At 68.4% G+C, this 25541-nt stretch carries 21 protein-coding genes, 1 tRNA gene and 3 pseudogenes; 19 read left to right on the top strand and 6 right to left on the bottom strand.

Annotated features, from left to right (window positions below; all coding sequences use genetic code 11):
• Positions 1 to 206: 206 nt before the first annotated feature.
• Positions 207 to 743, bottom strand: coding sequence for a BTAD domain-containing putative transcriptional regulator (locus tag OHA58_RS11175; RefSeq protein WP_405478565.1), 537 nt, complete (start codon positions 741 to 743; stop codon positions 207 to 209).
• A gap of 519 nt (positions 744 to 1262) precedes the next feature.
• On the opposite strand from OHA58_RS11175, the gene OHA58_RS11170 reads away from it, so the two are divergent.
• Positions 1263 to 1418 carry a GntR family transcriptional regulator gene (locus OHA58_RS11170; RefSeq protein ID WP_405484901.1) on the top strand — a complete coding sequence of 52 codons (156 nt, stop codon included), beginning with the start codon at positions 1263 to 1265 and terminating at the stop codon, positions 1416 to 1418.
• A 654-nt stretch (positions 1419 to 2072) separates the two neighbouring features.
• Positions 2073 to 2705 carry a hypothetical protein gene (locus OHA58_RS11165; RefSeq protein WP_405478564.1) on the top strand — a complete coding sequence of 211 codons (633 nt, stop codon included), beginning with the start codon at positions 2073 to 2075 and terminating at the stop codon, positions 2703 to 2705.
• Between the two features lie 48 nt (positions 2706 to 2753).
• Here the strand turns inward: OHA58_RS11165 and OHA58_RS11160 are convergent, their stop codons facing one another.
• A complete protein-coding gene (locus tag OHA58_RS11160) occupies positions 2754 to 2879 on the bottom strand; it encodes a hypothetical protein (protein WP_405478563.1) in 126 nt (41 codons plus the stop codon).
• Positions 2880 to 3009: 130 nt separating this feature from the next.
• Here OHA58_RS11160 and OHA58_RS11155 point away from each other — a divergent pair.
• Positions 3010 to 3810 (top strand): annotated as a pseudogene (locus tag OHA58_RS11155) (tyrosine-type recombinase/integrase); the annotation flags it as partial.
• Between the two features lie 1252 nt (positions 3811 to 5062).
• Here OHA58_RS11155 and OHA58_RS11150 read toward each other — a convergent pair.
• Positions 5063 to 5407 carry a hypothetical protein gene (locus OHA58_RS11150; RefSeq protein WP_405478562.1) on the bottom strand — a complete coding sequence of 115 codons (345 nt, stop codon included), beginning with the start codon at positions 5405 to 5407 and terminating at the stop codon, positions 5063 to 5065.
• A 131-nt stretch (positions 5408 to 5538) separates the two neighbouring features.
• On the opposite strand from OHA58_RS11150, the gene OHA58_RS11145 reads away from it, so the two are divergent.
• Entirely contained in the window at positions 5539 to 6660 is a 1122-nt protein-coding gene (locus OHA58_RS11145; protein WP_405478561.1) for a glycosyltransferase, read from the top strand.
• 172 nt (positions 6661 to 6832) lie between these two features.
• Here OHA58_RS11145 and OHA58_RS11140 read toward each other — a convergent pair.
• Positions 6833 to 7012, bottom strand: a pseudogene (locus tag OHA58_RS11140) (GNAT family N-acetyltransferase); the annotation flags it as partial.
• 243 nt (positions 7013 to 7255) lie between these two features.
• Here OHA58_RS11140 and OHA58_RS11135 point away from each other — a divergent pair.
• Positions 7256 to 7966 (top strand): annotated as a pseudogene (locus tag OHA58_RS11135) (site-specific integrase); the annotation flags it as partial.
• Between the two features lie 86 nt (positions 7967 to 8052).
• Here OHA58_RS11135 and OHA58_RS11130 read toward each other — a convergent pair.
• Together OHA58_RS11130 and OHA58_RS11125 are read right to left on the bottom strand one after the other, a co-directional pair.
• Positions 8053 to 8706: a hypothetical protein gene (locus OHA58_RS11130; protein ID WP_405478560.1), complete on the bottom strand. Its 654-nt coding sequence runs from the start codon at positions 8704 to 8706 to the stop codon at positions 8053 to 8055.
• Between the two features lie 301 nt (positions 8707 to 9007).
• Positions 9008 to 9079: transfer RNA gene (locus tag OHA58_RS11125), tRNA-Arg, on the bottom strand.
• A 147-nt stretch (positions 9080 to 9226) separates the two neighbouring features.
• On the opposite strand from OHA58_RS11125, the gene OHA58_RS11120 reads away from it, so the two are divergent.
• From OHA58_RS11120 to OHA58_RS11055, 14 genes are all read left to right on the top strand, one after another.
• Positions 9227 to 9706 (top strand): response regulator, encoded by a 480-nt coding sequence (locus OHA58_RS11120; protein WP_405478559.1) that lies wholly within the window; start codon positions 9227 to 9229, stop codon positions 9704 to 9706.
• Positions 9707 to 9796: 90 nt separating this feature from the next.
• The gene (gene nrtL / locus OHA58_RS11115; RefSeq protein ID WP_405478558.1) at positions 9797 to 10843 is read left to right on the top strand and encodes an ArgS-related anticodon-binding protein NrtL; all 1047 of its coding nucleotides are present in this window, start codon (positions 9797 to 9799) and stop codon (positions 10841 to 10843) included.
• A gap of 19 nt (positions 10844 to 10862) precedes the next feature.
• Positions 10863 to 12254 carry a diaminopimelate decarboxylase gene (gene lysA, locus OHA58_RS11110; RefSeq protein WP_405478557.1) on the top strand — a complete coding sequence of 464 codons (1392 nt, stop codon included), beginning with the start codon at positions 10863 to 10865 and terminating at the stop codon, positions 12252 to 12254.
• 130 nt (positions 12255 to 12384) lie between these two features.
• On the top strand, positions 12385 to 13674 hold the full coding sequence (locus tag OHA58_RS11105) for a homoserine dehydrogenase (RefSeq protein ID WP_405484899.1): 1290 nt from the start codon (positions 12385 to 12387) through the stop codon (positions 13672 to 13674).
• A gap of 6 nt (positions 13675 to 13680) precedes the next feature.
• Positions 13681 to 14739 carry a threonine synthase gene (gene thrC, locus OHA58_RS11100; RefSeq protein WP_405478556.1) on the top strand — a complete coding sequence of 353 codons (1059 nt, stop codon included), beginning with the start codon at positions 13681 to 13683 and terminating at the stop codon, positions 14737 to 14739.
• 272 nt (positions 14740 to 15011) lie between these two features.
• Positions 15012 to 15929: a homoserine kinase gene (thrB, locus tag OHA58_RS11095; RefSeq protein WP_266560063.1), complete on the top strand. Its 918-nt coding sequence runs from the start codon at positions 15012 to 15014 to the stop codon at positions 15927 to 15929.
• Between the two features lie 378 nt (positions 15930 to 16307).
• The gene (rho, locus tag OHA58_RS11090) at positions 16308 to 18344 is read left to right on the top strand and encodes a transcription termination factor Rho (RefSeq protein WP_405478555.1); all 2037 of its coding nucleotides are present in this window, start codon (positions 16308 to 16310) and stop codon (positions 18342 to 18344) included.
• A gap of 142 nt (positions 18345 to 18486) precedes the next feature.
• Positions 18487 to 20220 (top strand): trypsin-like serine protease, encoded by a 1734-nt coding sequence (locus tag OHA58_RS11085; protein ID WP_405478554.1) that lies wholly within the window; start codon positions 18487 to 18489, stop codon positions 20218 to 20220.
• 227 nt (positions 20221 to 20447) lie between these two features.
• Complete coding sequence (locus OHA58_RS11080) at positions 20448 to 21578, top strand: LCP family protein (RefSeq protein ID WP_405478553.1); 1131 nt, start codon at positions 20448 to 20450, stop codon at positions 21576 to 21578.
• A 172-nt stretch (positions 21579 to 21750) separates the two neighbouring features.
• Positions 21751 to 21972, top strand: coding sequence for a 50S ribosomal protein L31 (gene rpmE / locus OHA58_RS11075; protein ID WP_100595864.1), 222 nt, complete (start codon positions 21751 to 21753; stop codon positions 21970 to 21972).
• Positions 21973 to 22116: 144 nt separating this feature from the next.
• Positions 22117 to 23193, top strand: a complete 1077-nt coding sequence (gene prfA / locus OHA58_RS11070) for a peptide chain release factor 1 (RefSeq protein WP_405478552.1) — start codon at positions 22117 to 22119, stop codon at positions 23191 to 23193.
• 83 nt (positions 23194 to 23276) lie between these two features.
• Positions 23277 to 24116, top strand: coding sequence for a peptide chain release factor N(5)-glutamine methyltransferase (gene prmC, locus OHA58_RS11065; RefSeq protein WP_100595862.1), 840 nt, complete (start codon positions 23277 to 23279; stop codon positions 24114 to 24116).
• 107 nt (positions 24117 to 24223) lie between these two features.
• Positions 24224 to 24871: an L-threonylcarbamoyladenylate synthase gene (locus OHA58_RS11060; protein ID WP_100595861.1), complete on the top strand. Its 648-nt coding sequence runs from the start codon at positions 24224 to 24226 to the stop codon at positions 24869 to 24871.
• On the top strand, positions 24868 to 25509 hold the full coding sequence (locus tag OHA58_RS11055; RefSeq protein WP_116509886.1) for a protein-tyrosine-phosphatase: 642 nt from the start codon (positions 24868 to 24870) through the stop codon (positions 25507 to 25509). The genes OHA58_RS11060 and OHA58_RS11055 overlap by 4 nt, the downstream gene beginning before the upstream one ends.
• The last annotated feature ends 32 nt before the right edge of the window (positions 25510 to 25541 follow it).

Raw genomic sequence — 25541 nt, 5'->3', positions numbered from 1 at the left:
ACACATGTGCCGACCCGCTTCGACAACGCGAACCCGCCATGGGCAACAGCGGCGGGTTCGCAGAAATTCACCACCGAGCACGTCGCGGACATCATGGGTTCGCGACCCGGAGATCGTCGAGGTCGCCCGGCACGAGGGTTCCACGGACGAGCATCACCCGCCGCAGGAGGCCAAGACATGTGATCCGGCCGTGCCCCTCGCGGTCCCTAATGCAAGTATCCGCCACCGGGGTGTGACTGCTGCAGTTCGGCCACTAGCTGACGCAGCTGCTGTGTGGGGCGGAGTCCCAACTCGTTGCGCAGACGCTGCGCGTAGCGTTCGAAGTGGTCCAGCGCCTCGACCAGGTTGCCTTCCGCCAGGTAGGCGCGGATCAGCGAGACCTGGCTGCTCTCCCGCAGTGGATCTGCCTGGGCGGCCGTATGGGCGGCCGTCACCGCCCCGGCGAACTGCTCAGCGTCGATGAGCTCTCCCGCCAGTTTCTCGAGGGCATGGAGTCGAAGCTGGCGCCAATGCTCCGCCTCGAGCAAGGCCCACTCGTCGTACCAGCCGGGCAGCAGATCGGCGGAGAGCTGGTCGACGGTCGCCGCGTTGAGGCCGAGGTCCTCGGCCGGGACGCGGGGGTCGAGTATGCGTTCGGCCAACGACCGGGCGCGGTACAGGTCGACGGTGGCCTCCCGCGCGAGACGCACCTCGCTGGGAGAGACGTCCAGTGCTTGCCGGCCGAGGTCGGGCAGGCGTGACAACGCCGCCCGAAGGTTCGTGTTCGCCCTCTGCTCGGATGCTTCGGGCCAAAGACTTCCGGCGATCAAGGTCCGAGGGACAGAGGCGCGGTAGTTGAGCGCGATTGACGCCAGGAGTCGCTTCGAGCCGAGCGGGACTGTCACCGGGACGTCGCCGACCAAGAGGTCGAAACCACCGAGAAGGGCTATGTGTACGGACGGTCGGCTCTTCACGATCAGAGAAGAGAAAGCGAGATCATCTGAGCTCATGGCCGTGTGATCGCTTAGGGATCGGCCCACCCGGTCGCCTGCCGACCAGTGGCACCACCATTCCCCAAGGATTCGCGATCTTCACCTCCCGACAGATCCATGGTGCTCTGCCCGCTGAGGGTTGTCTAATCGTCCAAATTGCGCTAATGAGTGCCCTCTGGTCGTGGGCAGCTCACCCCGGGCGAGCGCCGCGCGCATGCCGGGACGGCGTCTGACGAGGTGGAACCGGCGAAGGCTGCGCGACACGACCGGGCCGTCACTGAATGACTTCCCCTGCCGCGAGCCGGTGATCCGCAGAGCGAGGCGGCCCTTGTCGAGAAGTACGGGGTATCGCGTGGCACGGTTCGTCGCGCCGTGCGTGAGCTGGAGACCGCCGGCCACGTCGAGGCGCGACACGGGGTTGGCCGGTTCGTCAGCTCTCGTCCCTGAGCTCCCGATTGCCTCGGCGGCATTGGGCAATGCAGCTGGCCTGGTGGGCACATGACCTTGCCGAGTCGCTGTCGGCTGACAGGCTGCCGCCGGCGGTGGGCCCACTCTCAGCGGGTCTAGTCCCAGGCGCTGAACCTGGCGCCGACGTTGGGCGAGGACGCCGCGCTGTTGGCGGCCGCAGCCATTTCGCACGACATCGGGTATGCCCGCGCCGCGGTGGACACCGGACAGCAAATGATCGGCGGGGAGCGGTACTTGCGCGCCGTCGTTGGGGCTGACCCGCGGCTGTGCAGCATCGTGGCCTTCCCCACGTCCTCCTCATGGGAGCCATCCGAACTCGGGTTGGACCACGTGCTCGACCTCGGCACCGCCGACAGGTCTCATATGAGCTAGCCGTCCGCACCATCCGCATGTCGCGCTCGCCATGACCGAAGACTGGTGCGCGACGCCTTGCCTGGCATGGGATTTGTGACTGTATGGCGCTGATGTGAGGCGGTGCGGTGGGGCTGAACCATGAGAGCCGGCTGCAGCAGATGCTTGTCGGCGAAGGCCACCAGCCCTGTCACGCCGATGTCACGCGACGGTGATGCCCGGCGCCCCACGATGACTGGCACAGGCATGCGCATACCCGCTTTCACATGTAAGGAAGCCATCATGGTGACAAGCATCCGGCGTCGCATACCTCGCCTGATAGGCGCGTCCGGCCTGGCCGCGACGCTTGCTCTCGGGGCAGGCGCGGCGACCGCCACAGCAGCACATCAGGAGGCACCCAAGGCAAAGGCCGCGCCAACAGCGCCGTGCAGCAAGCAAAACCCCTGCACCGGCAGTAATCAGAACAACCAGTCGTCCGGCAATGCGGGCGGTAATCAGAACAACCAGCCGTCCGGCAACACTCGCGGGAAGCTTCCGCCGGGCACGCGCTATGACATAGACCCTGGCTACAACGACACTCGCGGGAAGCTTCCGTCGGGCACGCGCTATGACATAGACCCTGGCTACAACGACACTCGCGGGAAGCTTCCGTCGGGCACGCCCTATGACATAGACCCTGGCTACAACGACACCCGCGGCAAGCTTCCGCCGGGCACGCCCTATGACATTGACCCTGGCTACAACGACACTCGCGGGAAGCTTCCGTCGGGCACGCCCTATGACATTGACCCTGGCTACAACGACACCCGCGGCAAGCTTCCGCCGGGCTACGAGCTGCCCGATTGTGGCCATAGCTACTGCCCCGACGGCATGACTCATGACAACAGGAATGTCCCGCCGGGCACGCCCATATGACCCCGGCCCTCAGGGCTTGGGCGTAGTCGCGTGATGTCCGGTTCGTGATCATGTGGGGCCGAGTAGGGCGAACGGGCGTTTCGGGTCACGGGAGTTGGCCCGGAGTGCGGCGGCGATGTTCTGGATGCCGGCGAGGCGCAGGGCGCCGATGGTCTGGTTGCGCCAGGTCGCCATGGTGCGGGGCGCATTGCCGGTCCGAAGATGCGAAGATGCGAGGCGTCCTCGGCGAAGGTGGTGTCCCGCACGTGGTGCAGAGCCTCGATCTGTCAGTGCGGGCGGCTCATGTTGGCGAGCTGGGCGGGAGTCTGCCGAGACGGTGCGGCGCAAACGGCGCACACTCGTGAACTCCCTGAACTACGCCGTCGACCTGGGGGAGTTCTCAGAGAATCCACTCGCTTCCGTGCGCTGGCAGAAGCCCAGGGTGTCCGGTGAGGTAGCCCCCGCGTTGTCGCAAACCTGGAGCAAGCCCGGTCCCTGCTCCACGCTGTCTCGTACGTCGGTGGCTACCGGCGCGCTCGTGGTCGGCGGCTTGTGGGCCTCTGCGCGGGCATGTACTTCGGCGGCTTCCGGCCCGCTGAGGTGGTCGGCTTGGTCGAGTCGGATCTGACACTGCCCGCATCGGGATGGGGCTCGGCGCTCCTGCACCGGACCCGCCCGAGCGTGGGGAAGCAGTGGACGGATACGGGGGAGAGCCGCGACGACCGCGGGCTGAAGAACCGCCCGACCGAAGACGTCCGTCGGGTGCCGATTCCTCCCCAGCTGGTGGCCATCCTCCGGGGGCACATCGAGACTTTCGGGACGGCCGACGACGGTCGCCTGTTCCTCAGCGAGAGCGGGGGAGTGGTCTCCTCCTCGACCTATTACCGGGCCTGGCAGGAAGCCCGACACCTTGCTCTACCGCCGGCCGTCGTCGCTTCCCCGCCCGTACGACCTTCGGCACTCCGCGCTCTCCGCCTGGCTCAACGCCGGCGTGGACGCCACCGAGGTTGCCGAGCGCGCCGGCAACAGCGTCGAGGTGCTGCTGAGTCGGTACGCCAAGTGCCTCGACGGGCGTCAGGAGGTGGCGAATCGGCGGATCGAGGACCTGCTCGACGAGTACGAGTGAGTGGTGAGTGAGACCCTCCGCGAGGCCCCGGGACCTGTTCCGGGGCCTTCCTCGTTTCAGGCCTCTTACCTGGGTAAAACGGCCCCACGGCTCAGGTCGCGAATAGGCCGCAGCCGCTGTCATGCGGCGGCATACCGCGACACACGCCTGCACATACGCGAAGACCCCGTTCTCAGCGAAACCGCTGATGGCGGGGTCTTTGGGCACCTCATAAAGGGTGCCCCCGGCAGGATTCGAACCCTGAAGGGCCTGCCGGAAACGGTCACGGCGAACTGGCCAAAGGCCCGTTCCGATCATGCAGGCCGCTACAGCAGCAGTAATGATTCGTAGGGGCATCTTGACCATGCTGTCACCCCAAAGCGCGGAAAGGAACTGGGTCGCACCCTGCTGCATTGGTAAAGGGGTCCATTGATAAATCAATTGAATGTTTCGACTTCCCTTTCGCGCTCAAGAATATAACCGACCTACACAGTGCCAACTTCAACTTTGAGGACATCGAAGGAATTTAATGCGGATCAGTTGCCAGGGAGGTCGGCTCGTCACTCATTCGAGAGCAGGTCGGAACGGTCAGAGGGTATGGTCCGAAGTCGCGGAAATAATTGAATGAAGTCAGGGTAGTGCGCACCGCTAATGCTCGCAACTCTAGATGCGTCAGTGGAATAGGAATAGTAGAGTTGGCGTGCTGTTGTCTGCACGAACACGTCCCCATTTGCCGGGGTGAAGTACAGACAAAGGAGAGTTTCATGCGAGGGAAAACAGTACTGAGCGCTGCCGCGATGACTGCGGTAGTCGGAGGAATGGCTGTCGGTATAGTGGAGCCGGCCTCCGCAGCCCCGAATCAAACATGCCAGGTCGCCGGAGGGAACCTGACGGGCCAGGGTTTCGCTCCCAACGGAACATTCACCGTTTCGCCCGGAGGGGCGAGCGTGCCTTCCTCTTCTGACGGCCGTATCGGACCGACGGCTGTCACAGGCGCAGGGCCTTTCTCCGTAGGTTCCGCGTCCTGCGCAGGAGGAGGGGGTTCCACAGGAAATGCAGCCGGGGCGGCCGCTGTCGCAGCGGCCGGAACGAGCGCAGCAAAAGCGGCCATAAGCGGAGGCGCCTCCCCGGCACAGGCGAGGGCGCAGGGCACAGCGGCTGCACAAGCCAAGGCGCAGAGCCTCGGTCTGCCGGCAACGGTGGTCAACCAGACAATCAACCAAATCAACAACATCATTGGTTCAACAATCAACGGGCCAGTCTGTCAGGGCAATCAGCAGGGTGGCGGCAACCAGACGTGCGGGACTCCCACGGGTACGGGTGCGCCGACGGGTACGGGTGCGCCGACGGGTACGGGTGCGCCGACGGGTACGGGTGCGCCGACGGGTACGGGTGCGCCGACGGGTACGGGTGCGCCGACGGGTACGGGTGCGCCGACGGGTACGGGTGCGCCGACGGGTACGGGTGCGCCGACGGGTACGGGTGCGCCGACGGGTACGGGTGCGCCGACGGGTACGGGTGCGCCCACGGATACGGGTACGCCCACGGGTACGGGTACGCCCACGGGTACGGGTACGCCCACGGGTACGGGTACGCCCACGGGTACGGGTACGCCCACGGGCGGGACCTCCACGGGCGGTATGTGAGACAGGAATGACTCGAGGGCTGACGCCCGGGCCTGCGCCGGATCGCGCAGGTCCGGGCCAGCCTCCTCGCAACCAGCGCGCTCAGCCTGAAAGGGAGCCAGCGATGATTGTGCAGCCGTCCATTTGCCTATGCATGATCGTAAAGAACGAGTCCGCCGTCATCGAACGCTGCCTCGCGTCGGTCCGTGACCTCATCACCACGTGGGTGATCTCCGACACCGGGTCCACGGACGGCACGCAGAAGATCATCCGCAACGCACTCAGGGACATCCCCGGCGAGCTCCACGAGGAGCCGTGGGGCAATTTCGGTCAGAACCGCAGCCTGAACATCAGTCACGCACGCGGGAAGGCCGACTACTTGCTCCTGATCGATGCCGACCATGAGATCCGGCAGGACGATGCGCTGCCGCCGCTGACCGCCGACGCCTACATGTTGCGGCATGAAGGCGCTTTCGAGTACTGGATCAGTCGGTTGGTCAGGGGGGACATCGCCTGGCGCTACGAAGGTGTCACCCACGAATACCTCACCAGCGACGAGCCGGCCGATCAGTCGAAACTCGACGCTCTGGTCATCGTGGACCATGCCGACGGAGGATCGCGTCACGACAAGTCCGAGCGTGACGCACGTCTGCTGAGCGCCGAACTCAAGCGAGACCCAGACAACCCCCGCACCGTCTTCTACCTGGCTCAGACCTTGCGAGACATGGACAGGAAGGAAGAGGCCATCGCCCTGTTCGAGGGGCGCGCCGCCATGGGTGGCTGGCCGGAAGAGGTATACATCTCTCAGTTCCAGGCCGGTGTCCTCAAGGCCGAGACGGGCGACTGGCCAGGCGCCATGGCTGCGCTTGTGCAAGCCTGGGAGACACGGCCCCAGCGGCTGGAAGCCTGTTACCAACTGTGCTCAAGGCTGCGTGCCATGGGCCACTACCGGACCGCACACGCCTTCGCCTCCGCCGGCCTCAACCGGCCTGTTCCGGACGACCTGCTGTTCGTCAGCCCCTGGGTGTACCGATGGGGACTGCTGTTCGAGTTCTCGATCACTGCGTACTGCGTCGGGGACTGGGCGGGTTCCTACCAAGCATGCGACCGGCTCCTTGCCATGCCCGATCTGCCTGAGGCCATTCGCAAACAGACGCTTGCCAACCGGGAGTTCCCCGCCCAGCACCTCTCCAAGATGTGGGGGTCCTTTTGGTCCACGGCACGCACCAGCGGGAGCCTGGCGTGAAGTTCCCCCCTGACTTTCATACGACGACGATGGTTTCGGCCGGTTCATCACCGGGGTCTTCGACCGCGCGGGCGCCTTCCTGCTCGAGCTTGCCGTACGTACCGTACGGAAAGCTCGAGCCGCCCTGGGGTGAAGCCGCCGCTGGTGTCCTCCTGGGGACCGCGGGTGCCGGTCAGCGAATGACGCGGATCATCACTGTGAGGACCGGGGAGGCCGGTGACGGCTGGCTCTGCCCTATGTCCTCGTACCCCCATGACTCGTAGCGCGCGCGGACCTTTCCGTCGCCAGCCGCCGGGTCGACCATGAGCGTGAAGTACGGCTCGTCGCGTGTGGCGAGGAGGGCGTCGTCGAGCGACGTCAGTCCGAACTTGTTCTCTTCGTTTCGGTACAGCGCGGGCGGCTTAGCGGCTTAGCGGCTTTGGGCGGGAGCCTGCGGGCGCCCGCTTCGAACTCGTCGAGTTGGCGGAGCGTGGCTTCCGGGTCGAGCATCTGTTTCCGGCTGGGTGGTGAGCCAACTGGCCTTGTTGCGTTCGTAGTCGATCTCCGAGTAACCGCAGATCTCACGGCTGCGCTGCTCCGCCTCGTGCAGGCGCTCTGGCAGAAGCCCAAGGTGTCCAACCAGGTGGATCCGCGTGTGGTGGCCAATCCGGAGCAGGCCCGCAACCTGCTCACGGCCGTCTCCTACGTTGGTGGTTATCGGCGCGCTCGTGGCCGGCGCCTCGTCGGCCTTTTCGCTTGCATGTACTTCGGTGGCTTCCGCCCGGCTGAGGCGGTCGGCCTCGCTGAGACAGACCTCGTCCTGCCGGACGCAGGTTGGGGCTCTGCGCTTCTCCATCGCACGCGTCCTTCGGTCGGCAGACAGTGGACCGACACGGGGGAGACCCACGACGACCGCGGGCTCAAGAACCGCCCCACCGAGGACGTCCGCCGCGTGCCGATCCCGCCCCAACTCGTCGTCGTGCTCCGAGAGCATCTGGTCACCTTCCGCACGGCCGCTGACGGGCGGCTCTTCTTCAGCGAGAAGGGGGCCGTCGTGCCGTCCTCGACCTACTACCGCGTATGGCAGGAGGCCCGCTTCCTGGCGCTCCCCACCGCGGTAGCAGCCTCGCCGCTCGCCAGCCGGCCCTACGACCTCCGGCACTCCGCCCTCTCCACGTGGCTCAACGCCGGCGTCGACCCCACCGAGGTTGCAGAGCGTGCCGGCAACAGTGTGGAGGTCCTGCTCACCCGCTACGCGAAGTGCCTCGACGGCCGTCACGAGGTCGCCAACAGGCGCATTGAGGACCTGCTTCGCGAGTACGAGTGAGGCGAGCGCCGCATCACCCTGGCCCCCGGCATTCCGCCCAGGGGCTTTGTGGTGTGCGCCCTCACCGGCGGTGAAAGTTCAACCTGTCAGGGCTGGTCAACCGATCCAGTGGCCTGACGACGTTCCGCTTCCAACTGCTGTGCGAGTGCGTCCCGCGCGTTATCCAGAGCGGTCACCATCCCCAGGCGCCACTGCTCGAACTCGGCCTCACTCTCGACGCCTAGGTCTTGCCGCAGAGCGACTCGGAGCAGGTACACGCCGTCGGACAGGGGGCCCTTGAACCATGCAGTCGCTCGCCGGTAAGCCGCTTCATGGTCTGAGCTGCTTGGCAGCCGCTTGGCGACGGAGTATCCGATTCCGAGAGCCCTGTTCAGGCTGGAAGCAACTTCCAGAACATCGCTGGCCAATGTCATCTGCGCTTGTGAGTAATGCTCGGCCCAGGTCTCCTTAGCGGCATCAAGGAGCACTGGATCCAGGGTCTCCCCGCGGGCGACGGCCTCGACGACGTCCCTGCCGGCGATTCGGTAAGCGCGAGCCGTGGTGTTCAGGCGAGCATAGAGATCGCGCGTGGCCTGCACTGCTTGCTCGGCGCGTACCTGCTCCTGCTGACGGTCGGCGCGCAGGTTCTGTTCCCGAGCTTCGGCCCGACTGGCGCGTTGGCTGAGTACTGCTCCGCCCAGAGTGCCGCCTAACGTGCCTGCGACGCTGATGAGCCCGACGGCAAGCGTGGTCACATCCACGAGACCCCCAACTCGTCCACGAGGTAGCCGACAACCCGTACCCGGGACAGGCCTGACAGCTCCTGGCGGGTCACATCATGCTTTGTCTTCGGTGCGGTCCGATAGCGGGAACGGCAGTCGTGACCGGAGAATGGTTGGCATCACCTGCGGAGACGCTCCAAGATCCCGTCCACAGGTCGTCCACGGACCCCGACATACGGCCGCTTTGGGCGGCGCAGAGCTGCGCACGTCCGTAGATACACGAAGACCCCGTCTTCAGCGGAAGCGCTGATGGCGGGGTCTTTGGGCACCTAATTCAAGGTGCCCCCGGCAGGATTCGAACCTGCGCACACGGCTCCGGAGGCCGTTGCTCTATCCCCTGAGCTACGGGGGCGTGTTCGCCGCGGCTGGCGTGGCGACGGGTAGAACCCTACCAGCTCCGTCAGGGTCCCCATGAACAGTTAATTCGCTGCTGAGGCGGCGTCCCGGGAGGGCTGTGCAGGGGGCGCGGGAGGGTGGTAGTCCCCTGTACGGGGCGGAAGTGGGGAAAACCCGGACGCGGTGGCGCCGGCGGACCTACTCTCGAGTTGTGTCAGGCGCGTCCGGCCGAGTGCTTGTTGTGGACGACAACAAGGTGATTCGGCAGCTGATCAGGGTCAATCTCGAGCTGGAGGGCTTCGAGGTCGTGACCGCGGCTGATGGTGCCGAGTGTCTGGATGTGGTGCATCAGGTTCGGCCTGATGTGATCACTCTGGACGTCGTGATGCCCCGACTCGACGGGCTGCGGACCACCGCGCGGCTTCGTTCCGACACCCATACGCGCGGTGTCCCTATCGTGATCGTCAGTGCTTGCACCATTCAAGAGGTTGATACCGGACTCGATGTCGGGGTCGACGCCTTCCTCGCCAAGCCCTTCGAGCCCAGTGAACTCGTACGGGTCGTACGGCAGTTGAGTGAGCGCGGGCGCGACAGCGGTCGCGGTGCCGAAGAGGCCGAGCGCGCCGGGCGCACCGGAGGCTAGGCGGTACGGGGGAGCCGAGCGTGTCCGTATGCCGGACCATCCCGTAAACCGGGTCGCTCACCCACCCCCCTCCTCCCATACGCTTGTCCCGTGACCCCCGTCGAGCTCTCCCGTACCGTCCTGCGCGCCGTGCGCCGCGCGGTCGACGATGGTGAGCTGAGCGTGGCCGTGCCGGCACGCGTCGTGGTCGAGCGGCCGCGGCCCGGTGGGTGCGGGGACTACTCCACGAACGTCGCGCTGCAACTCGCAGGACCCGCCGGACGCCCGCCCCGGCACGTCGCCGAGCTCCTTTCGCGGCGCCTCTCCGACAGCCCCGGCATCGCCGGCGTCGAGGTCACCGGCCCCGGATTCCTCAATCTCACCCTCGCTGACGACGACCCCGGCGCCCTCGCCCGCGAGATTCTCGCCCGGGGCGGGAGGTATGGGGACAGCGATGTTCTTGCAGGTCAGCGCTTTGAGATCCGTATTCCGTACGAGGTCAGGGCCGAGGTCGTCGCCGATTCGCTCCGCCGCATCCTCGCCACGCAGGGCGCCCAGGCCCACGTCGTCCATGGGGAGACGGCCGAGCCGAGTGCCGCGCACGTCGTGAATCTGCGGCCCGTGCCCGCTCCCTGCGACCCCGCAGTCCTCGGCCGCGACGCGTCCCGCTGGGCCCTGCTCCTGCCCGCCGCGCACGACCGGCCTCGTATCGGCGACGAGCATCTCGCCCAGCGCGAGAGCAACCCCCTCTTCCGCGTCCGGTACGCCCACGCCCGCACTCGCGCCCTCACCCGCAACGCCGCCGCCCTCGGCTTCACCGCCGAACCCGGCGACGTAGGCGACAACGACGCGGCGACCGGCCCGGGGGACGCCACCCGCGCCCCGGCGAACGCTGCGGCCGCCCCCCTCCGTGCCGCCCTGTCCACCCACCCCCAGACCCTCACCCTCGCTGCCACCCACCACGCCCCCGACCGGCTTGCCCGGCACCTTGTCGTGGTGGCCGATGCGTTGCTCGGGTTTCAGCACACCGTGCTGCCGCAGGGGGAGGAGAAACCCTCGGCCGCCCACCGTGCCCGGCTCGCGCTTGCCGAAGCCGCCGGGGCGGTGCTCGCCGGCGGCCTGTCCCTGCTCGGTATCGACGCACCCGAACATCTCTGAGAGAGCGCAGAAGACAGTCATGAGCCGTTCCGCACACCCCGCCGGGCCCCGCCACGCCGATGTCCTGACCGAGGGGCACTACTCCGCCCCGCCCGCCGATCTCAACGCCCTCGACCCGAAGGTGTGGTCGCGGACCGTCACCCGTGCGGGCGACGGCGCGGTCCGTGTCGGCGGCATCGAAGTGGCCCGGCTCGCCGAGGAGTTCGGCACCCCCGCCTACTTCCTCGACGAGGACGACTTCCGGGCCCGCTGCCGCGCCTGGCGTGACGCCTTCGGGGCCGACGCCGACGTCTTCTACGCCGGCAAGGCGTTCCTCTCCCGCGCCGTGGTGCGCTGGCTGCACGAGGAGGGGCTCAATCTCGATGTCTGCTCCGGTGGAGAGCTGGCCACCGCGCTGTCCGCCGGAATGCCCGCGGAGCGCATCGCCTTCCACGGCAACAACAAGTCCGAGGAAGAGATCGAGCGGGCCGTCGAGGTCGGGGTCGGGCGGATCGTGCTCGACTCGTTCCAGGAGATCGTGCGGGTGTCGCACATCGCCGAGCGGCTCGGCAGGCGCCAGCCCGTGCAGATCCGCGTGACGGTCGGCGTCGAGGCCCACACGCACGAGTTCATCGCCACCGCGCACGAGGACCAGAAGTTCGGGATCGCGCTCGCCGGGGGACAGGCCGCCGAGGCCGTACGGCGTGCGCTCAAGCTCGACGGAATCGAGCTCATCGGCATCCACAGCCACATCGGCTCGCAGATCTTCGACATGGCCGGCTTCGAGGTCGCCGCGCGCCGCGTCGTCGCGCTGCTCGCCGAGGTGCGGGACGAGCACGGCATCGAGCTGCCCGAGATCGACCTCGGCGGCGGCCTCGGCATCGCGTACACCTCGGACGACGACCCCAGCGAGCCGCACCAGATCGCCAAGGCGCTCAACGAGATCGTGACCAGGGAGTGCGAGGCCGCGGGGTTGCGCACGCCGCGCATCTCCGTCGAGCCGGGCCGCGCCATCGTCGGCCCGACCGCCTTCACGCTCTACACGGTCGGCACCATCAAGCCGCTCGAAACCCTCCGTACGTACGTGTCCGTGGACGGCGGCATGTCGGACAACATCCGCACCGCTCTCTACGACGCCGAGTACACGGTCGCCCTCGTCTCGCGGACCTCCGACGCCGAGCCCATGCTCGTCCGCGTGGTGGGCAAGCACTGTGAGAGTGGCGACATCGTGGTCAAGGACGCCTTCCTGCCCGCCGACCTCGCGCCCGGTGACCTGATCGCCGTGCCGGCGACCGGCGCGTACTGCCGGTCCATGGCCAGCAACTACAACCACGCACTTCGCCCGCCCGTCGTCGCCGTGCGCGACGGTGAGGCGCGGGTGATCGTCCGGCGTGAGACGGAGGAAGATCTCCTGCGTCTCGACGTCGGATAAATGAAATACACGTCTCAGGATTCGGACCGGGGGCAGAAACCCCGGTCCGGTGGGTGAGACTGGTCCACTGAAGCAGTATCAAGCAGGCTGAGCTCTCTGAGCTGGGTTCAATGAAAGGCGTAGGTCGATGATGCGTACGCGTCCGCTGAAGGTGGCGCTCCTTGGCTGTGGGGTAGTCGGCTCAGAGGTGGCGCGCATCATGACGACGCACGCCGAGGACCTCGCGGCCCGGATCGGCGCCCCCGTGGAACTGGCCGGGGTCGCCGTCCGGCGCCCGTCGAAGGTGCGCGAGGGCATCGATCCCGCGCTCGTCACCACGGACGCGACCGCCCTCGTCAAACGGGGCGACATCGACGTCGTCGTCGAGGTCATCGGAGGCATCGAGCCGGCCCGCGGCCTCATCATGACGGCGTTCGAGCACGGCGCCTCCGTCGTCTCCGCCAACAAGGCGCTCATCGCCCAGGACGGCGCGGCCCTGCACGCCGCCGCAGAGGAGCACGGCCGCGACCTGTATTACGAGGCCGCCGTCGCCGGCGCGATCCCGCTGATCAGGCCGCTGCGCGAGTCTCTCGTGGGCGACAAGATCAACCGTGTCATGGGCATCGTCAACGGCACGACCAACTTCATCCTCGACAAGATGGACACGACGGGCGCCGGGTATCAGGAGGCCCTCGACGAGGCCACCGCGCTCGGTTACGCCGAGGCCGACCCCACCGCCGACGTCGAGGGCTTCGACGCCGCCGCCAAGGCCGCCATCCTCGCCGGGATCTCCTTCCACACCCGCGTACGTCTCGACGACGTCTACCGCGAGGGCATGACCGAGGTGACCGCCGCCGACTTCGCTTCCGCGAAGGAGATGGGCTGCACCATCAAGCTGCTCGCCATCTGTGAGCGGGCGGCGCACGGCGGTTCCGTCACCGCGCGCGTGCACCCCGCGATGATCCCGCTCGACCACCCGCTGGCCTCCGTGCGCGGCGCGTACAACGCCGTGTTCGTCGAGGCCGAGGCCGCCGGCCAGCTCATGTTCTACGGGCCCGGAGCCGGCGGCGCGCCCACCGCGTCGGCCGTGCTCGGCGACCTCGTGGCCGTGTGCCGCAACAAGCTCGGCGAGGCCACCGGACCCGGTGACTCCGCCTACACCCAGCTGCCCGTCTCGCCCATGGGCGAGGTCGTGACGCGCTACCACATCAGCCTCGACGTAGCCGACAAGCCGGGCGTCCTCGCCCAGGTCGCGACGGTCTTCGCCGAGCACGGCGTATCCATTGACACGGTGCGCCAATCGGTCAAGGACGGCGAGGCCTCCCTCGTCGTGGTCACCCACCGTGCGGCGGACGCGGCCCTCACCGGGACCGTCGACGCGCTGCGCAAGCTCGACACCGTGCGTGGTGTCGCCAGCATCATGCGTGTTGAAGGGGAGTAACGAGCAATGACCCACCAGTGGCGCGGAATCATCGAGGAGTACCGCGACCGGCTTCCGGTGTCCGACACCACGCCGGTCGTCACGCTGCGCGAGGGCGGCACGCCGCTCGTGCCCGCCCAGGTGCTCTCCGAGCGCACGGGCTGCGAGGTCCACCTCAAGGTCGAGGGTGCCAACCCGACCGGGTCCTTCAAGGACCGCGGCATGACGATGGCGATCACGAAGGCCAAGGAGGAGGGCGCGCAGGCCGTCATCTGCGCCTCCACCGGCAACACCTCCGCCTCGGCCGCGGCCTACGCCGTGCGCGCCGGGATGGTCTGCGCCGTACTCGTCCCGCAGGGCAAGATCGCGCTCGGCAAGATGGGCCAGGCGCTGGTCTACGGCTCGAAGATCCTCCAGGTCGACGGCAACTTCGACGACTGCCTGAACCTGGCCCGCGCCCTCTCCGAGAACTACCCGGTGGCGCTGGTCAATTCGGTCAACCCGTTCCGTATCGAGGGCCAGAAGACCGCCTCGTTCGAGATCGTCGACGCGCTCGGCGACGCACCCGACATCCACGTCCTGCCCGTCGGTAACGCCGGCAACATCACGGCGTACTGGAAGGGTTACAAGGAGTACGCGGCGGACGGCATCGCCACGCACACGCCGCGCATGTGGGGCTTCCAGGCCTCCGGGTCCGCGCCCATCGTGCGCGGCGAGATCGTCAAGGACCCGTCGACGATCGCCACCGCGATTCGCATCGGCAACCCCGCGTCCTGGGACTTCGCGCTGGCCGCCCGTGACGAGTCCGGCGGCTTCATCGACGAAGTGACGGACCGTGAAATCCTGCGCGCCTACAAGCTGTTGGCGTCCCAGGAGGGTGTCTTCGTGGAGCCCGCGTCGGCCGCCTCCGTCGCCGGTCTGCTCAAGGCCGCCGAGCAGGGCAAGGTCGACAAGGGACAGAAGATTGTCTGCACCGTCACGGGCAACGGCCTCAAGGACCCCGACTGGGCCGTCGCGGGCGCCCCGCAGCCCGTCACCGTCCCGGTCGACGCGGTCACCGCGGCCGAGCGCCTCGGCCTGGTGTAAGCGGACCGGACCGGTCAACTCCGCACAGGGGGTGCACAGGGGGCTTACGACACGCATCGTGCGCCTCCTGTGCGCCCTATGTCGCCACTGAACCTTCCTTCGATAGGCTGTACCGAACCCACCCCGCCGCATATGCATATGCCGCGGTGCCGCAGGCGTCGTCGTAGCCCTCGCGGCCTTCGGGTTCTCACACGGGCAGCAATCATCGGATCTCTACCGCAGTCACCTCGTTCATCACGCAAGAACCGCAGCTCAAGGAGTGTCATCGAGCGATGGCCGGTCCCGCCTTCCGCGCCGCCGCCGTCAGGGTGCGCGTCCCCGCCTCCAGCGCCAACCTCGGCCCGGGCTTCGATGCCTTCGGCCTGTCGCTGGGTCTCTACGACGACGTGGTCGTCCGGGTCGCCGACTCCGGGCTGAACATCGACATCGCAGGTGAGGGCTCCGAAACCCTTCCGCGCGACGAGTCCCATCTGCTCGTACGTTCCCTGCGCACCGCCTTCGACCTGCTCGGCGGACAGCCGCGCGGCCTGGAGGTCGTCTGTGCCAACCGGATCCCGCACGGCCGCGGCCTCGGCTCCTCGTCGGCCGCCATCTGCGCCGGCATCGTCGCCGCGCGCGCCGTGACGATAGGCGGCGACGCCCGCCTCGACGACGCGGCTCTGCTGGAGCTCGCGACCGAGATCGAGGGGCACCCGGACAATGTCGCGGCCTGCCTGCTCGGCGGCTTCACGCTCTCCTGGATGGACGGCGGCGCGGCCCGGGCGATCAGGATGGACCCCGCGGGTTCCATCGTTCCGGTGGTTTTCGTACCGGGAAAGCCGGTACTCACCGAGACCGCGCGCGGTCTCCTGCCGCGCAGCGTCCCGCATGTGGACGCCGCGGTGAACGCGGGCCGAGCGGCCCTGCTCGTAGAGGCCCTCACGAGGCGCCCCGAGCTGCTGCTGCCCGCCACCGAGGACCGGCTCCACCAGGAATACCGGGCTCCCGCGATGCCGGAGAGCCTCGCACTCGTGGAGCGGCTGCGGGCCGACGGCGTTCCCGCGGTGATCTCAGGGGCGGGCCCCACGGTCCTTGCCCTTGTGGAGGAGTCAGCGGCCGACAAGGTCGCCCGGCTGGCCGGTGAGGGATGGGCGGCGAACCGCCTCGACCTCGATGTCGACGGAGCGAGCGTGCTGCCGCTTGCTCACTGACACACGGTTGCCGGAATTCGAGAGGGGGAATATTTGTTGGATCCGGTAGTGTTAACCTCAAGTCTGCACCCGACCCCACCATGGCGAGGTGCTGTGTGTCCCCCTCCGGGACAACCATTCTTCCGGGAGCCCCGCAAATTGCTCTGTGCCGTGCACTGAGCCGTTTCGAGCATGCTCCGGAACCGGTGTGATCGAGCCGGGTGACACAGACATTCCAGTGGAACCCGCGGCTTCGGGAATCGCCGTCACCAATGAATTCTTCCGCCGCGTTGGCGGACCACCGCCCCGGCACGGTCCATACCGACAGGACCACCGCCGGACAGCACAACCGGTCGCCGAGCCAGACAGGCCGACGTCCGCTCCAGGGAAGGACCCTTCGTGAGCGACACCACCGATCTGATGGGCGTGAGCGCCGACAGCTCCGCTGCCGCGCCCTCCGCCGCTGCGGATGCCCCTGCTGCCGGTGCTTCGGGCTCCCGGCGGCGCCGCGGTACCGGCCTTGAGGGCATGGTGCTGGCCGAGCTCCAGCAGGTCGCATCGGGCCTCGGCATCAGGGGCACCGCGCGTATGCGCAAGAGCCAGCTGATCGAGGTCATCAAGGAGGCGCAGGCCGGGGGAGGCGCTCCCGCGAAGAGCGCCGACACCACCGAGACCAAGCCGAAGCGCCGCGCCACCTCCAAGGCGCGCACCGGCGACGAGGCCGCGGCGAACGGCACCGAGGCCCCCGCCGCCAAGGCGACCAAGGCCGAAGACGCCAAGGCCGCGAAGGCCGCCGCTCAGCAGCAGATCGACATCCCCGGTCAGCCGGCGAGCGACGAAAAGGGCGGCGAGCGTCGCCGCCGCCGTGCCACCTCCGAGGCCGGCAGCCCCGAGACCGTCACGGCCGAGGCGAAGACCGAGACCAAGACGGACGCCCAGGGCGAGGCCAAGGGCGACGCCGGTGACAACGGCGCCGAGGGCCGTCGTGAGCGCCGTGACCGTCGTGACCGCGGTGACCGTGGCGGCGACCGCGGTGAGCGCGGTGGCCGTGACCGCGGCGACCGTGACCGTGGCGACCGCCGCGGCAAGGGCGACGAGCAGGGCAAGGAGCAGGGCGGCCAGCGTCAGCCGCAGGGCGGCGGACGCCAGGACCGTCAGCGGGACAGCGGTCCGCAGGACGACGACGACTTCGAGGGTGGCCGCCGCGGACGCCGTGGCCGCTACCGCGACCGCCGTGGCCGTCGTGGCCGCGACGAGGCCGGCTTCGGCAACGAGCCGCAGGTCTCCGAGGACGACGTCCTGATCCCCGTCGCGGGCATCCTGGACATCCTCGACAACTACGCGTTCATCCGGACCTCGGGCTACCTGCCCGGTCCGAACGACGTGTACGTGTCCCTCGCCCAGGTCCGCAAGAACGGCCTGCGCAAGGGTGACCACGTCACCGGCGCCGTCCGCCAGCCCAAGGACGGCGAGCGCCGCGAGAAGTTCAACGCGCTCGTCCGCCTCGACTCGGCGAACGGCATGGCGGCCGAATCCGGGCGTGGGCGGCCGGAGTTCAACAAGCTGACGCCCCTTTACCCGCAGGACCGCCTCCGTCTGGAGACCGACCCGGGCATCCTGACCACCCGCATCATCGACCTCGTGTCGCCGATCGGTAAGGGCCAGCGAGGCCTGATCGTGGCCCCGCCGAAGACCGGCAAGACCATGATCCTGCAGGCGGTCGCCAACGCGATCACCGTCAACAGCCCCGAGTGCCACCTGATGGTCGTCCTGGTCGACGAGCGTCCGGAAGAGGTCACCGACATGCAGCGGTCGGTGAAGGGCGAGGTCATCTCCTCGACCTTCGACCGCCCGGCCGAGGACCACACCACGGTCGCCGAGCTGGCCATCGAGCGCGCCAAGCGTCTCGTGGAGCTGGGTCACGACGTGGTCGTCCTGCTCGACTCGATCACGCGTCTGGGCCGTGCCTACAACCTGGCGGCGCCGGCCTCCGGCCGCATCCTGTCCGGTGGTGTCGACTCGACCGCGCTCTACCCGCCGAAGCGCTTCTTCGGTGCGGCGCGCAACATCGAGGACGGCGGCTCGCTGACCATTCTCGCCACCGCGCTGGTCGACACCGGCTCGCGCATGGACGAGGTGATCTTCGAGGAGTTCAAGGGCACCGGCAACATGGAGCTCAAGCTCGACCGCAAGCTCTCCGACAAGCGCATCTTCCCGGCGGTGGACGTCGACGCGTCCTCCACCCGTAAGGAAGAGATCCTGCTCAACGCGGAAGAGCTGGCGATCGTCTGGAAGCTGCGCCGGGTGCTGCACGCGCTCGACTCGCAGCAGGCCATCGAGCTGCTTCTCGACAAGATGAAGCAGACGAAGTCGAACGCCGAGTTCCTGATGCAGATCGCGAAGACGACGCCGACGCCGGGCAACGGCAACGACTAAGAGCTTCGCTCAGCGGTAACACCGCTCAAGGGCCGCCCCCGTCACGGATGTGACGGGGGCGGCCCTTTGTGCGCTCCGGGGCGGGTTGTACGATCGCGCTCTTCATCCAACGTTCAACTCATCACTCCCTGGGGGGACTTGCGTGGACATATCTGTATCCGGCTCCGGCCGGCACCGCCGAAGACTCGGCAAGGTGCTGCCGGCCGCCGCGGCCGGGCTCGCCCTGATCGGCGCGGGCGCGTTCGCCGTCACCTCTTACGCGGGGGAGTCCGACACCGGCCGGGTCGTACAGCCGCCGCCCGGCACGAAGACCGCGGAGCCCGCGGTGTCATCGCCGTCGCCGAGCGGTGACCGGACGGTCACGCCCCGCATCATCGGCGGCACCGGAAGCGCCGCCTCCTGGATGGTGCAGCTCGTCTACAACGACCCCGCCGGCGGCTCCTACTTCGTCTGCGGTGGCACGCTGGTCGCGCCGAACAAGGTGCTCACCGCCGCGCACTGCCTGCACGACGAGAACGGCAACCGGCAGGACTGGGGCAAGTACGGCGAAGTCGCCGTCGGCACCAGCAAGAGCGTCACCGTCCCGGACAACGGCGCCCAGTACATCGACGTCACCCGTAGCTGGGTCCGCGACGGCTACGACCCCGACGCCATCACGAACGACGTCGCCCTGCTCACCCTCGCCAAGCCGGTCGCCCAGACCACGCTGGAGCTGGCCGGACCGGCTGACAGCGCGCTGTACGCCGCCGGCACGAACGCCACCGTGTACGGCTGGGGTCTCACCAGCTCGAACGAAGACACCGCCGACATCGCGTCCCAGCTGCAGAAGGTCACCCTGCCGCTGAACTCCGACGACGCCTGCACCCAGAACCTGGACCCGTACTTCCAGGCCGGGAAGATGATCTGCGCCGGACAGCTCGGCACCGGCGACGACAGCACCGGCAAGACCACGTGCCCCGGCGACTCGGGCGGCCCGCTCATCGTGGGCAACAAGGTCGTCGGCATCGTCTCCTGGGGCATCAGCCAGGGCAAGCAGCTCTGCAACGTCGCCGGCACGTACGAGGCCTTCACCAAGGTCTCCACGTACCAGCCCAAGGTCCGTCCGCGCATCGACGACACCGACATCAGCCGCAACGGCAAGGCCGACCTCTTCGTCCGGGCCTCCTCCGGCGGCAAGGGCTACGTCAAGGAGTCCACGGGCAGCGGGTTCGCCACGCGCAAGACGCTGAGCGGGTCCTGGAGCGCGTACAACCTCGTCCTCCAGGCCGACATGAACCGCGACGGCTACCAGGACTTCATCATCCGCCGCCGGTCCGACGGTGCCGTCTACTGGCGGCACCGGTCCGCGTCCAGCTCGACGTACACGGACACGAAGATCGCGAGCGACTGGTCGACGCGGAAGTTCATCGTGGCGCCCGGCGACGTGACCGGGGACCGCTTCCCCGACCTGCTGTCCGCCACCTCCGGCGGCTCGCTCTACCTGTACCCGGGCAAGGGCGACGGGACGTACGGCACCCGCACCACCGTCGGCAGCGGCTACCAGGCCTTCAACTCCCTGCGCGGCAAGGGCGACTTCACCGGTGACGGGCAGAGCGACCTGATCGCGCGCGGCAGCGGCGGCAAGCTGTACCTCCTCAAGGGCACCGGCAAGGCGTCCGCGCCCTTCGAGACCGGAGTGCAGGTGCGCACCTGGGACGGGTACAACGCGTTCGCGGCGCCGGGTGACGTGACCGGCGACGGCAAGGCCGACTACGTGGCCCGCACGCCCGGCGGAACGCTCTACCTGTACCCGGGCACGGGGACCGCCTCCTCGGAGATCTTTGCCACACGCATCAAGATCGGGACCGGCTACACGCAGTACAACATCTTCGGATAAAGCCGCAGGTGAGAGCCGGACGACCGGCTCTCGTCGCACTCTCTGTGCCCGTCGCGAGCCCCGCGGCGGGCACAGCGCGTTGTGCAACCCTTCTTCCCGGTTTCCACGTCTCGCGAAGAGACGGACGAAGAGACAGACGAAGAGACGGACGAAAAGACGTCCGTCCGCGCCTGGCCCTGCAAACAGGGGGTACCCGGCCAACCGAGCAGTTGAGGACTGAGGAGCACATGCCCGACGAGAGCAGCCCCGCGACCACCGATCCGAGCCGCCCCACCCGCGGCGGCGGAAGCGGCGGCCGACGGCGCAAGCCGCGCGCCCAGCGCAGCAAGGCCCTCGTCATCACGGCCTGCACCGCGGCGGGACTCGTCGTCCTGGCGGGCGCGGGCGCCGGCTTCCTGTACTTCAAGCTCAACGGGAACATCAAGGGCGTCGACATCAACGCCGCGCTCGGCACCAACCGGCCCGCGAACGTCGACAACGGCTCGATGGACATCCTCGTCCTCGGCTCGGACTCGCGCTCCGGCGCGAACGCCAAGTACGGGCAGGACGGCGGCGGCGCCCGCTCCGACACCGCGATGGTCGTCCACGTGTACGAGGGCCACAAGAAGGCCAGCGTGGTCTCCATACCGCGCGACACCCTCGTCACCCGCCCGACCTGCACCGACAGCGCCGGCAACACGGTCGCGGGCGGCAACCAGCAGATGTTCAACACGGCGTACGAGGTCGGCGGCCCGGCCTGCGCCGTCAAGACGGTCGAGAAGATGTCCGGGATCCGCATGGACCACTACGTCGAGGTCGACTTCTCGGGCTTCAAGAAGCTCATCAACACCCTCGGTGGCGTCGACATCACCACGAAGCAGGCCATAGACGACAGCAAGAGTCATCTGCATCTGGCGGCCGGGAAGCACACCCTCACCGGCGAGCAGGCGCTCGGCCTCGTCCGCACCCGGCACGCCGTCGGCGACGGCAGCGACCTGGGCCGAATACAGCTCCAGCAGGACTTCATGAAGGCGCTGATCAACCAGATCAAGGACGTCGGCGTCTTCACCAGCCCCAAGAAGCTCTACGACCTCGCGGACACCGCCACCAGCGCCGTCACCACCGACTCCGAGCTCAACTCGGTCAAGGAACTGGCCGGTTTCGCGGGCGGCCTCAAGGGCATCGGCGCGGGCGACATGAAGATGGTGACGCTCCCCGTCCAGTACGACCCCGCCGACCCGAACCGCGTACTCCCGCTGGGGAAGGCGGGCGCGAAGGTCTGGGCGGCGCTCAAGACGGACCAGCCCGTTCCGGCCTCCGCGCTCAAGGGCTCCGCCGGTGGCAAGGGCTCCGCGGGCTCCGTCGTGACCAGCCACTAGCCGGCCACCGGACGCCGGTCACCACTTGCCGGTGACCCTTCGGGAATAGTTCCGCCCCGACCCCGGTTTTGGGGGATACGGCCAGTCCTGGCAGACTGGTACGTCGGCCCCGGTTCACGCCCCCGCAATCCGCGGAAGCGACCCGGAGCCCTCCGAGATCATAGGAGACACCTTGAAGCGCGACATCCACCCCGAGTACGTCGAGACGCAGGTCAGCTGCACCTGTGGCGCGTCGTTCACCACCCGCAGCACGATCTCCAGCGGCACCGTCCGTGCCGAGGTCTGCTCCGAGTGCCACCCGTTCTACACGGGCAAGCAGAAGATCCTCGACACCGGTGGCCGCGTGGCCCGCTTCGAGGCCCGCTTCGGCAAGGCTGCTGCCGCCAACAAGTAGCGAGCCACTTGCGCCGGTCCACGGCCGCCCTTCGGGGCGGGCCGGGACCGGCGTGCTTGTTTTTGGTTGGCCGGGGACCCGGGGGTCTTCCCCGGCCGGCCGGTGGCCGTTCCCTTTCGCTGTACCTCACTTCAGGAGCCGGAGATGTTCGAGGCCGTCGAGGACCTCATCGGTGAGCACGCCGATCTCGAGACGAAGCTCGCGGACCCCGCGGTCCACGCCGACCAGGCGAACGCGCGCAAGCTCAACAAGCGCTACGCCGAGCTGACCCCGATCGTCGCCACCTACCGCTCCTGGAAGCAGACCGGTGACGACATCGAGACCGCGCGCGAATTCGCCGCGGACGACCCGGACTTCGCCGCCGAGGTCAAGGACCTCGAGAAGCAGCGCGAGGAGATCACCGAGAAGCTGCGGCTCCTGCTGGTCCCCCGGGACCCCAACGACGACAAGGACGTCATCCTCGAGGTCAAGGCGGGCGCGGGCGGCGACGAGTCGGCCCTCTTCGCCGGCGACCTGCTGCGCATGTATCTGCGGTACGCGGAGCGCGTCGGCTGGAAGACCGAGATCATCGACGCCACCGAGTCCGAGCTGGGCGGCTACAAGGACGTCCAGGTCGCCGTGAAGACCAAGGGCGGCAACGGCGCGACCGAGCCCGGCCAGGGCGTCTGGGCCCGTCTGAAGTACGAGGGCGGTGTGCACCGCGTGCAGCGTGTGCCGTCGACCGAGTCGCAGGGCCGTATCCACACCTCCGCGGCCGGCGTCCTCGTGACGCCCGAGGCCGAGGATGTCGACGTCGAGATCCACGCGAACGACCTCCGCATCGACGTCTACCGCTCGTCGGGCCCCGGCGGCCAGTCCGTCAACACGACGGACTCCGCGGTGCGCATCACGCACCTGCCCACCGGAGTGGTCGCTTCCTGCCAGAACGAGAAGAGCCAGCTCCAGAACAAGGAGCAGGCGATGCGTATCCTGCGCTCCAGGCTTCTCGCGGCAGCAGTCGAGAAGGCCGAGGCCGAGGCCGCGGACGCGCGCCGCAGCCAGGTCCGCACCGTCGACCGCTCCGAGAAGATCCGTACGTACAACTTCCCGGAGAACCGCATCTCGGACCACCGCGTCGGTTTCAAGGCGTACAACTTGGACCAGGTGCTCGACGGTGAGCTCGACCCGGTGATCCAGGCCTGCGTCGACGCCGACTCGGCCGCCAAGCTCGCCGCCGCCTAAGCCACACCAAAAAAAGACCAGCTCAGCCCCGGAGGACCAGCGTGCAGCAACATCTTGGGGGGCGACCCCCAAACCCCCGCAGCGTGCTGCTCGCGGAAGTCGCCCAGGCCACCCAGCGCCTCGCCGACGCGGGCGTGCCCTCGCCCCGCAACGACGCGGAGGAGCTCGCCGCCTTCGTGCACGGCGTGAAGCGGGGCGAGCTGCATCTGGTCAAGGACGCGGACTTCGACGCCCGTTACTGGGAGGTCACCGCGCGTCGCGAGGCCCGTGAGCCGCTCCAGCACATCACCGGGCGCGCCTACTTCCGCTACCTCGAACTCCAGGTGGGGCCGGGCGTGTTCGTGCCGCGGCCCGAGACGGAGTCCGTGGTCGGCTGGGCCATAGACGCCGTACGGGCCATGGACGTCGTCGAGCCGCTCATCGTCGACCTGTGCACGGGCTCGGGCGCCATCGCGCTCGCCCTCGCGCAGGAGGTCCCGCGCTCCCGTGTGCACGCCGTGGAGCTGTCCGAGGACGCCCTGAGGTGGACGCGCAAGAACGTCGAGGGGTCCAGGGTCGACCTGCGCCAGGGAGACGCCCTGGAGGCCTTCCCCGAGCTCGACGGCCAGGTCGACCTGGTGGTCTCCAACCCGCCGTACATCCCGCTCACCGAGTGGGAGTACGTCGCCCCCGAGGCCCGCGACCACGACCCCGAACTCGCGCTGTTCTCCGGCGAGGACGGGCTCCACCTGATCCGCGGCATCGAGCGGACCGCGCACCGCCTGCTGCGCCCTGGTGGCGTCGTCGTCGTGGAGCACGCCGACACCCAGGGCGGCCAGGTCCCGTGGATCTTCACCGAGGAACGGGGCTGGGCCGACGCCGCCGACCACCCCGACCTGAACAACCGCCCGCGCTTCGCGACCGCCCGCAAGGCGATGCCGTGACGCGACAGAATCAGCGCAGCAACAGCAGCAACAGCAGCAACAGCACCAGCAGTTCCCGCATCTCTCGCATGGACTACGTGTACTTCGTGTACGAGGAGGCCCGCTAAATGGCTCGGCGATACGACACCAACGACGCGTCGGACCGTACGACCGGTCTGCGTGAAGCCGCGTCCGCCGTCCGCCGCGGTGAGCTGGTCGTGCTGCCCACCGACACCGTGTACGGCATCGGCGCCGACGCCTTCACCTCCGAGGCCGTCGCCGACCTGCTGGACGCCAAGGGGCGCGGCCGCAACATGCCGACCCCTGTCCTCATCGGCTCCCCGAACACGCTGCACGGCCTCGTCACGGACTTCTCCGAGATGGCCTGGGAACTCGTCGACGCGTTCTGGCCGGGCGCCCTCACGCTCGTCGCCAAGCACCAGCCGTCCCTGGCGTGGGACCTCGGCGACACCCGTGGCACCGTCGCCGTCCGCATGCCCCTGCACCCGGTCGCGATCGAGCTGCTCACCGAGGTCGGCCCCATGGCCGTATCCTCCGCGAACCTCACGGGGCACCCCGCCCCCGAGGACTGCGACGCCGCGCAGGACATGCTCGGCGACTCCGTCTCCGTCTACCTCGACGGCGGCCCCACGCCCGGCATCGTCCCGTCCTCGATCGTCGACGTGACCGGGAAGGTTCCGGTGCTCCTGCGCGCGGGTGCCCTGACCGCGGACGAGCTGCGCAAGGTCGTACCTGACCTCGAGGTGGCGAATTGACAGCCCCTGAGACGGGGCGTGGCATAGGCACCGGGGACTCCTTCCGCATCCTCCATGTCAGCACCGGCAACGTGTGCCGCTCGCCGATCACCGAGCGGCTGACCCGGCATGCCCTGGTGGGCAGGCTCGGGGACCCCCTCGTACGCGGTCTGATCGTCGAGAGCGCGGGCACCTGGGGCCACGAGGGCGCGCCCATGGAGGCCAACGCCGAGACCGTCCTCGCGGACTTCGGTGCGGACGCCTCCGGCTTCGTGGGGCGCGAGCTCCTCGACGACCACGTGATCCGCGCGGACCTGGTCCTCACGGCCACCCGCGACCACCGCGCCCAGGTCATCTCCATGGGCCACAGCGCGGGCCTGCGCACCTTCACGCTGAAGGAGTTCACGCGCCTCGTCCAGGCCATCGATCCGGCCACGCTGCCCGACCCGCTGGACGGCGGCGTGGTGGAGCGCGCACGCGCACTGGTGCGCGCCGCGGCGGCTCTACGCGGGTGGCTTCTCGCCCCGAACGCCGAGGCCGACGAGGTCTACGACCCGTACGGCGCACCTCTGCCGTTCTTCCGCTCGGTCGGCGAGGAGATCAGCGAGGCGCTGGATCCCGTGGTGACGGCGCTGACGGGTGTTCCGGCCTGCCGTTGAACCGGCGGACGGAGTCCGGCGCAGCGCTGCGA

This window comes from Streptomyces sp. NBC_00009 (assembly GCF_045040855.1).
Lineage (GTDB): Bacteria > Actinomycetota > Actinomycetes > Streptomycetales > Streptomycetaceae > Streptomyces > Streptomyces aureus.
This window is presented reverse-complemented; position numbering and strand designations above follow the sequence as displayed.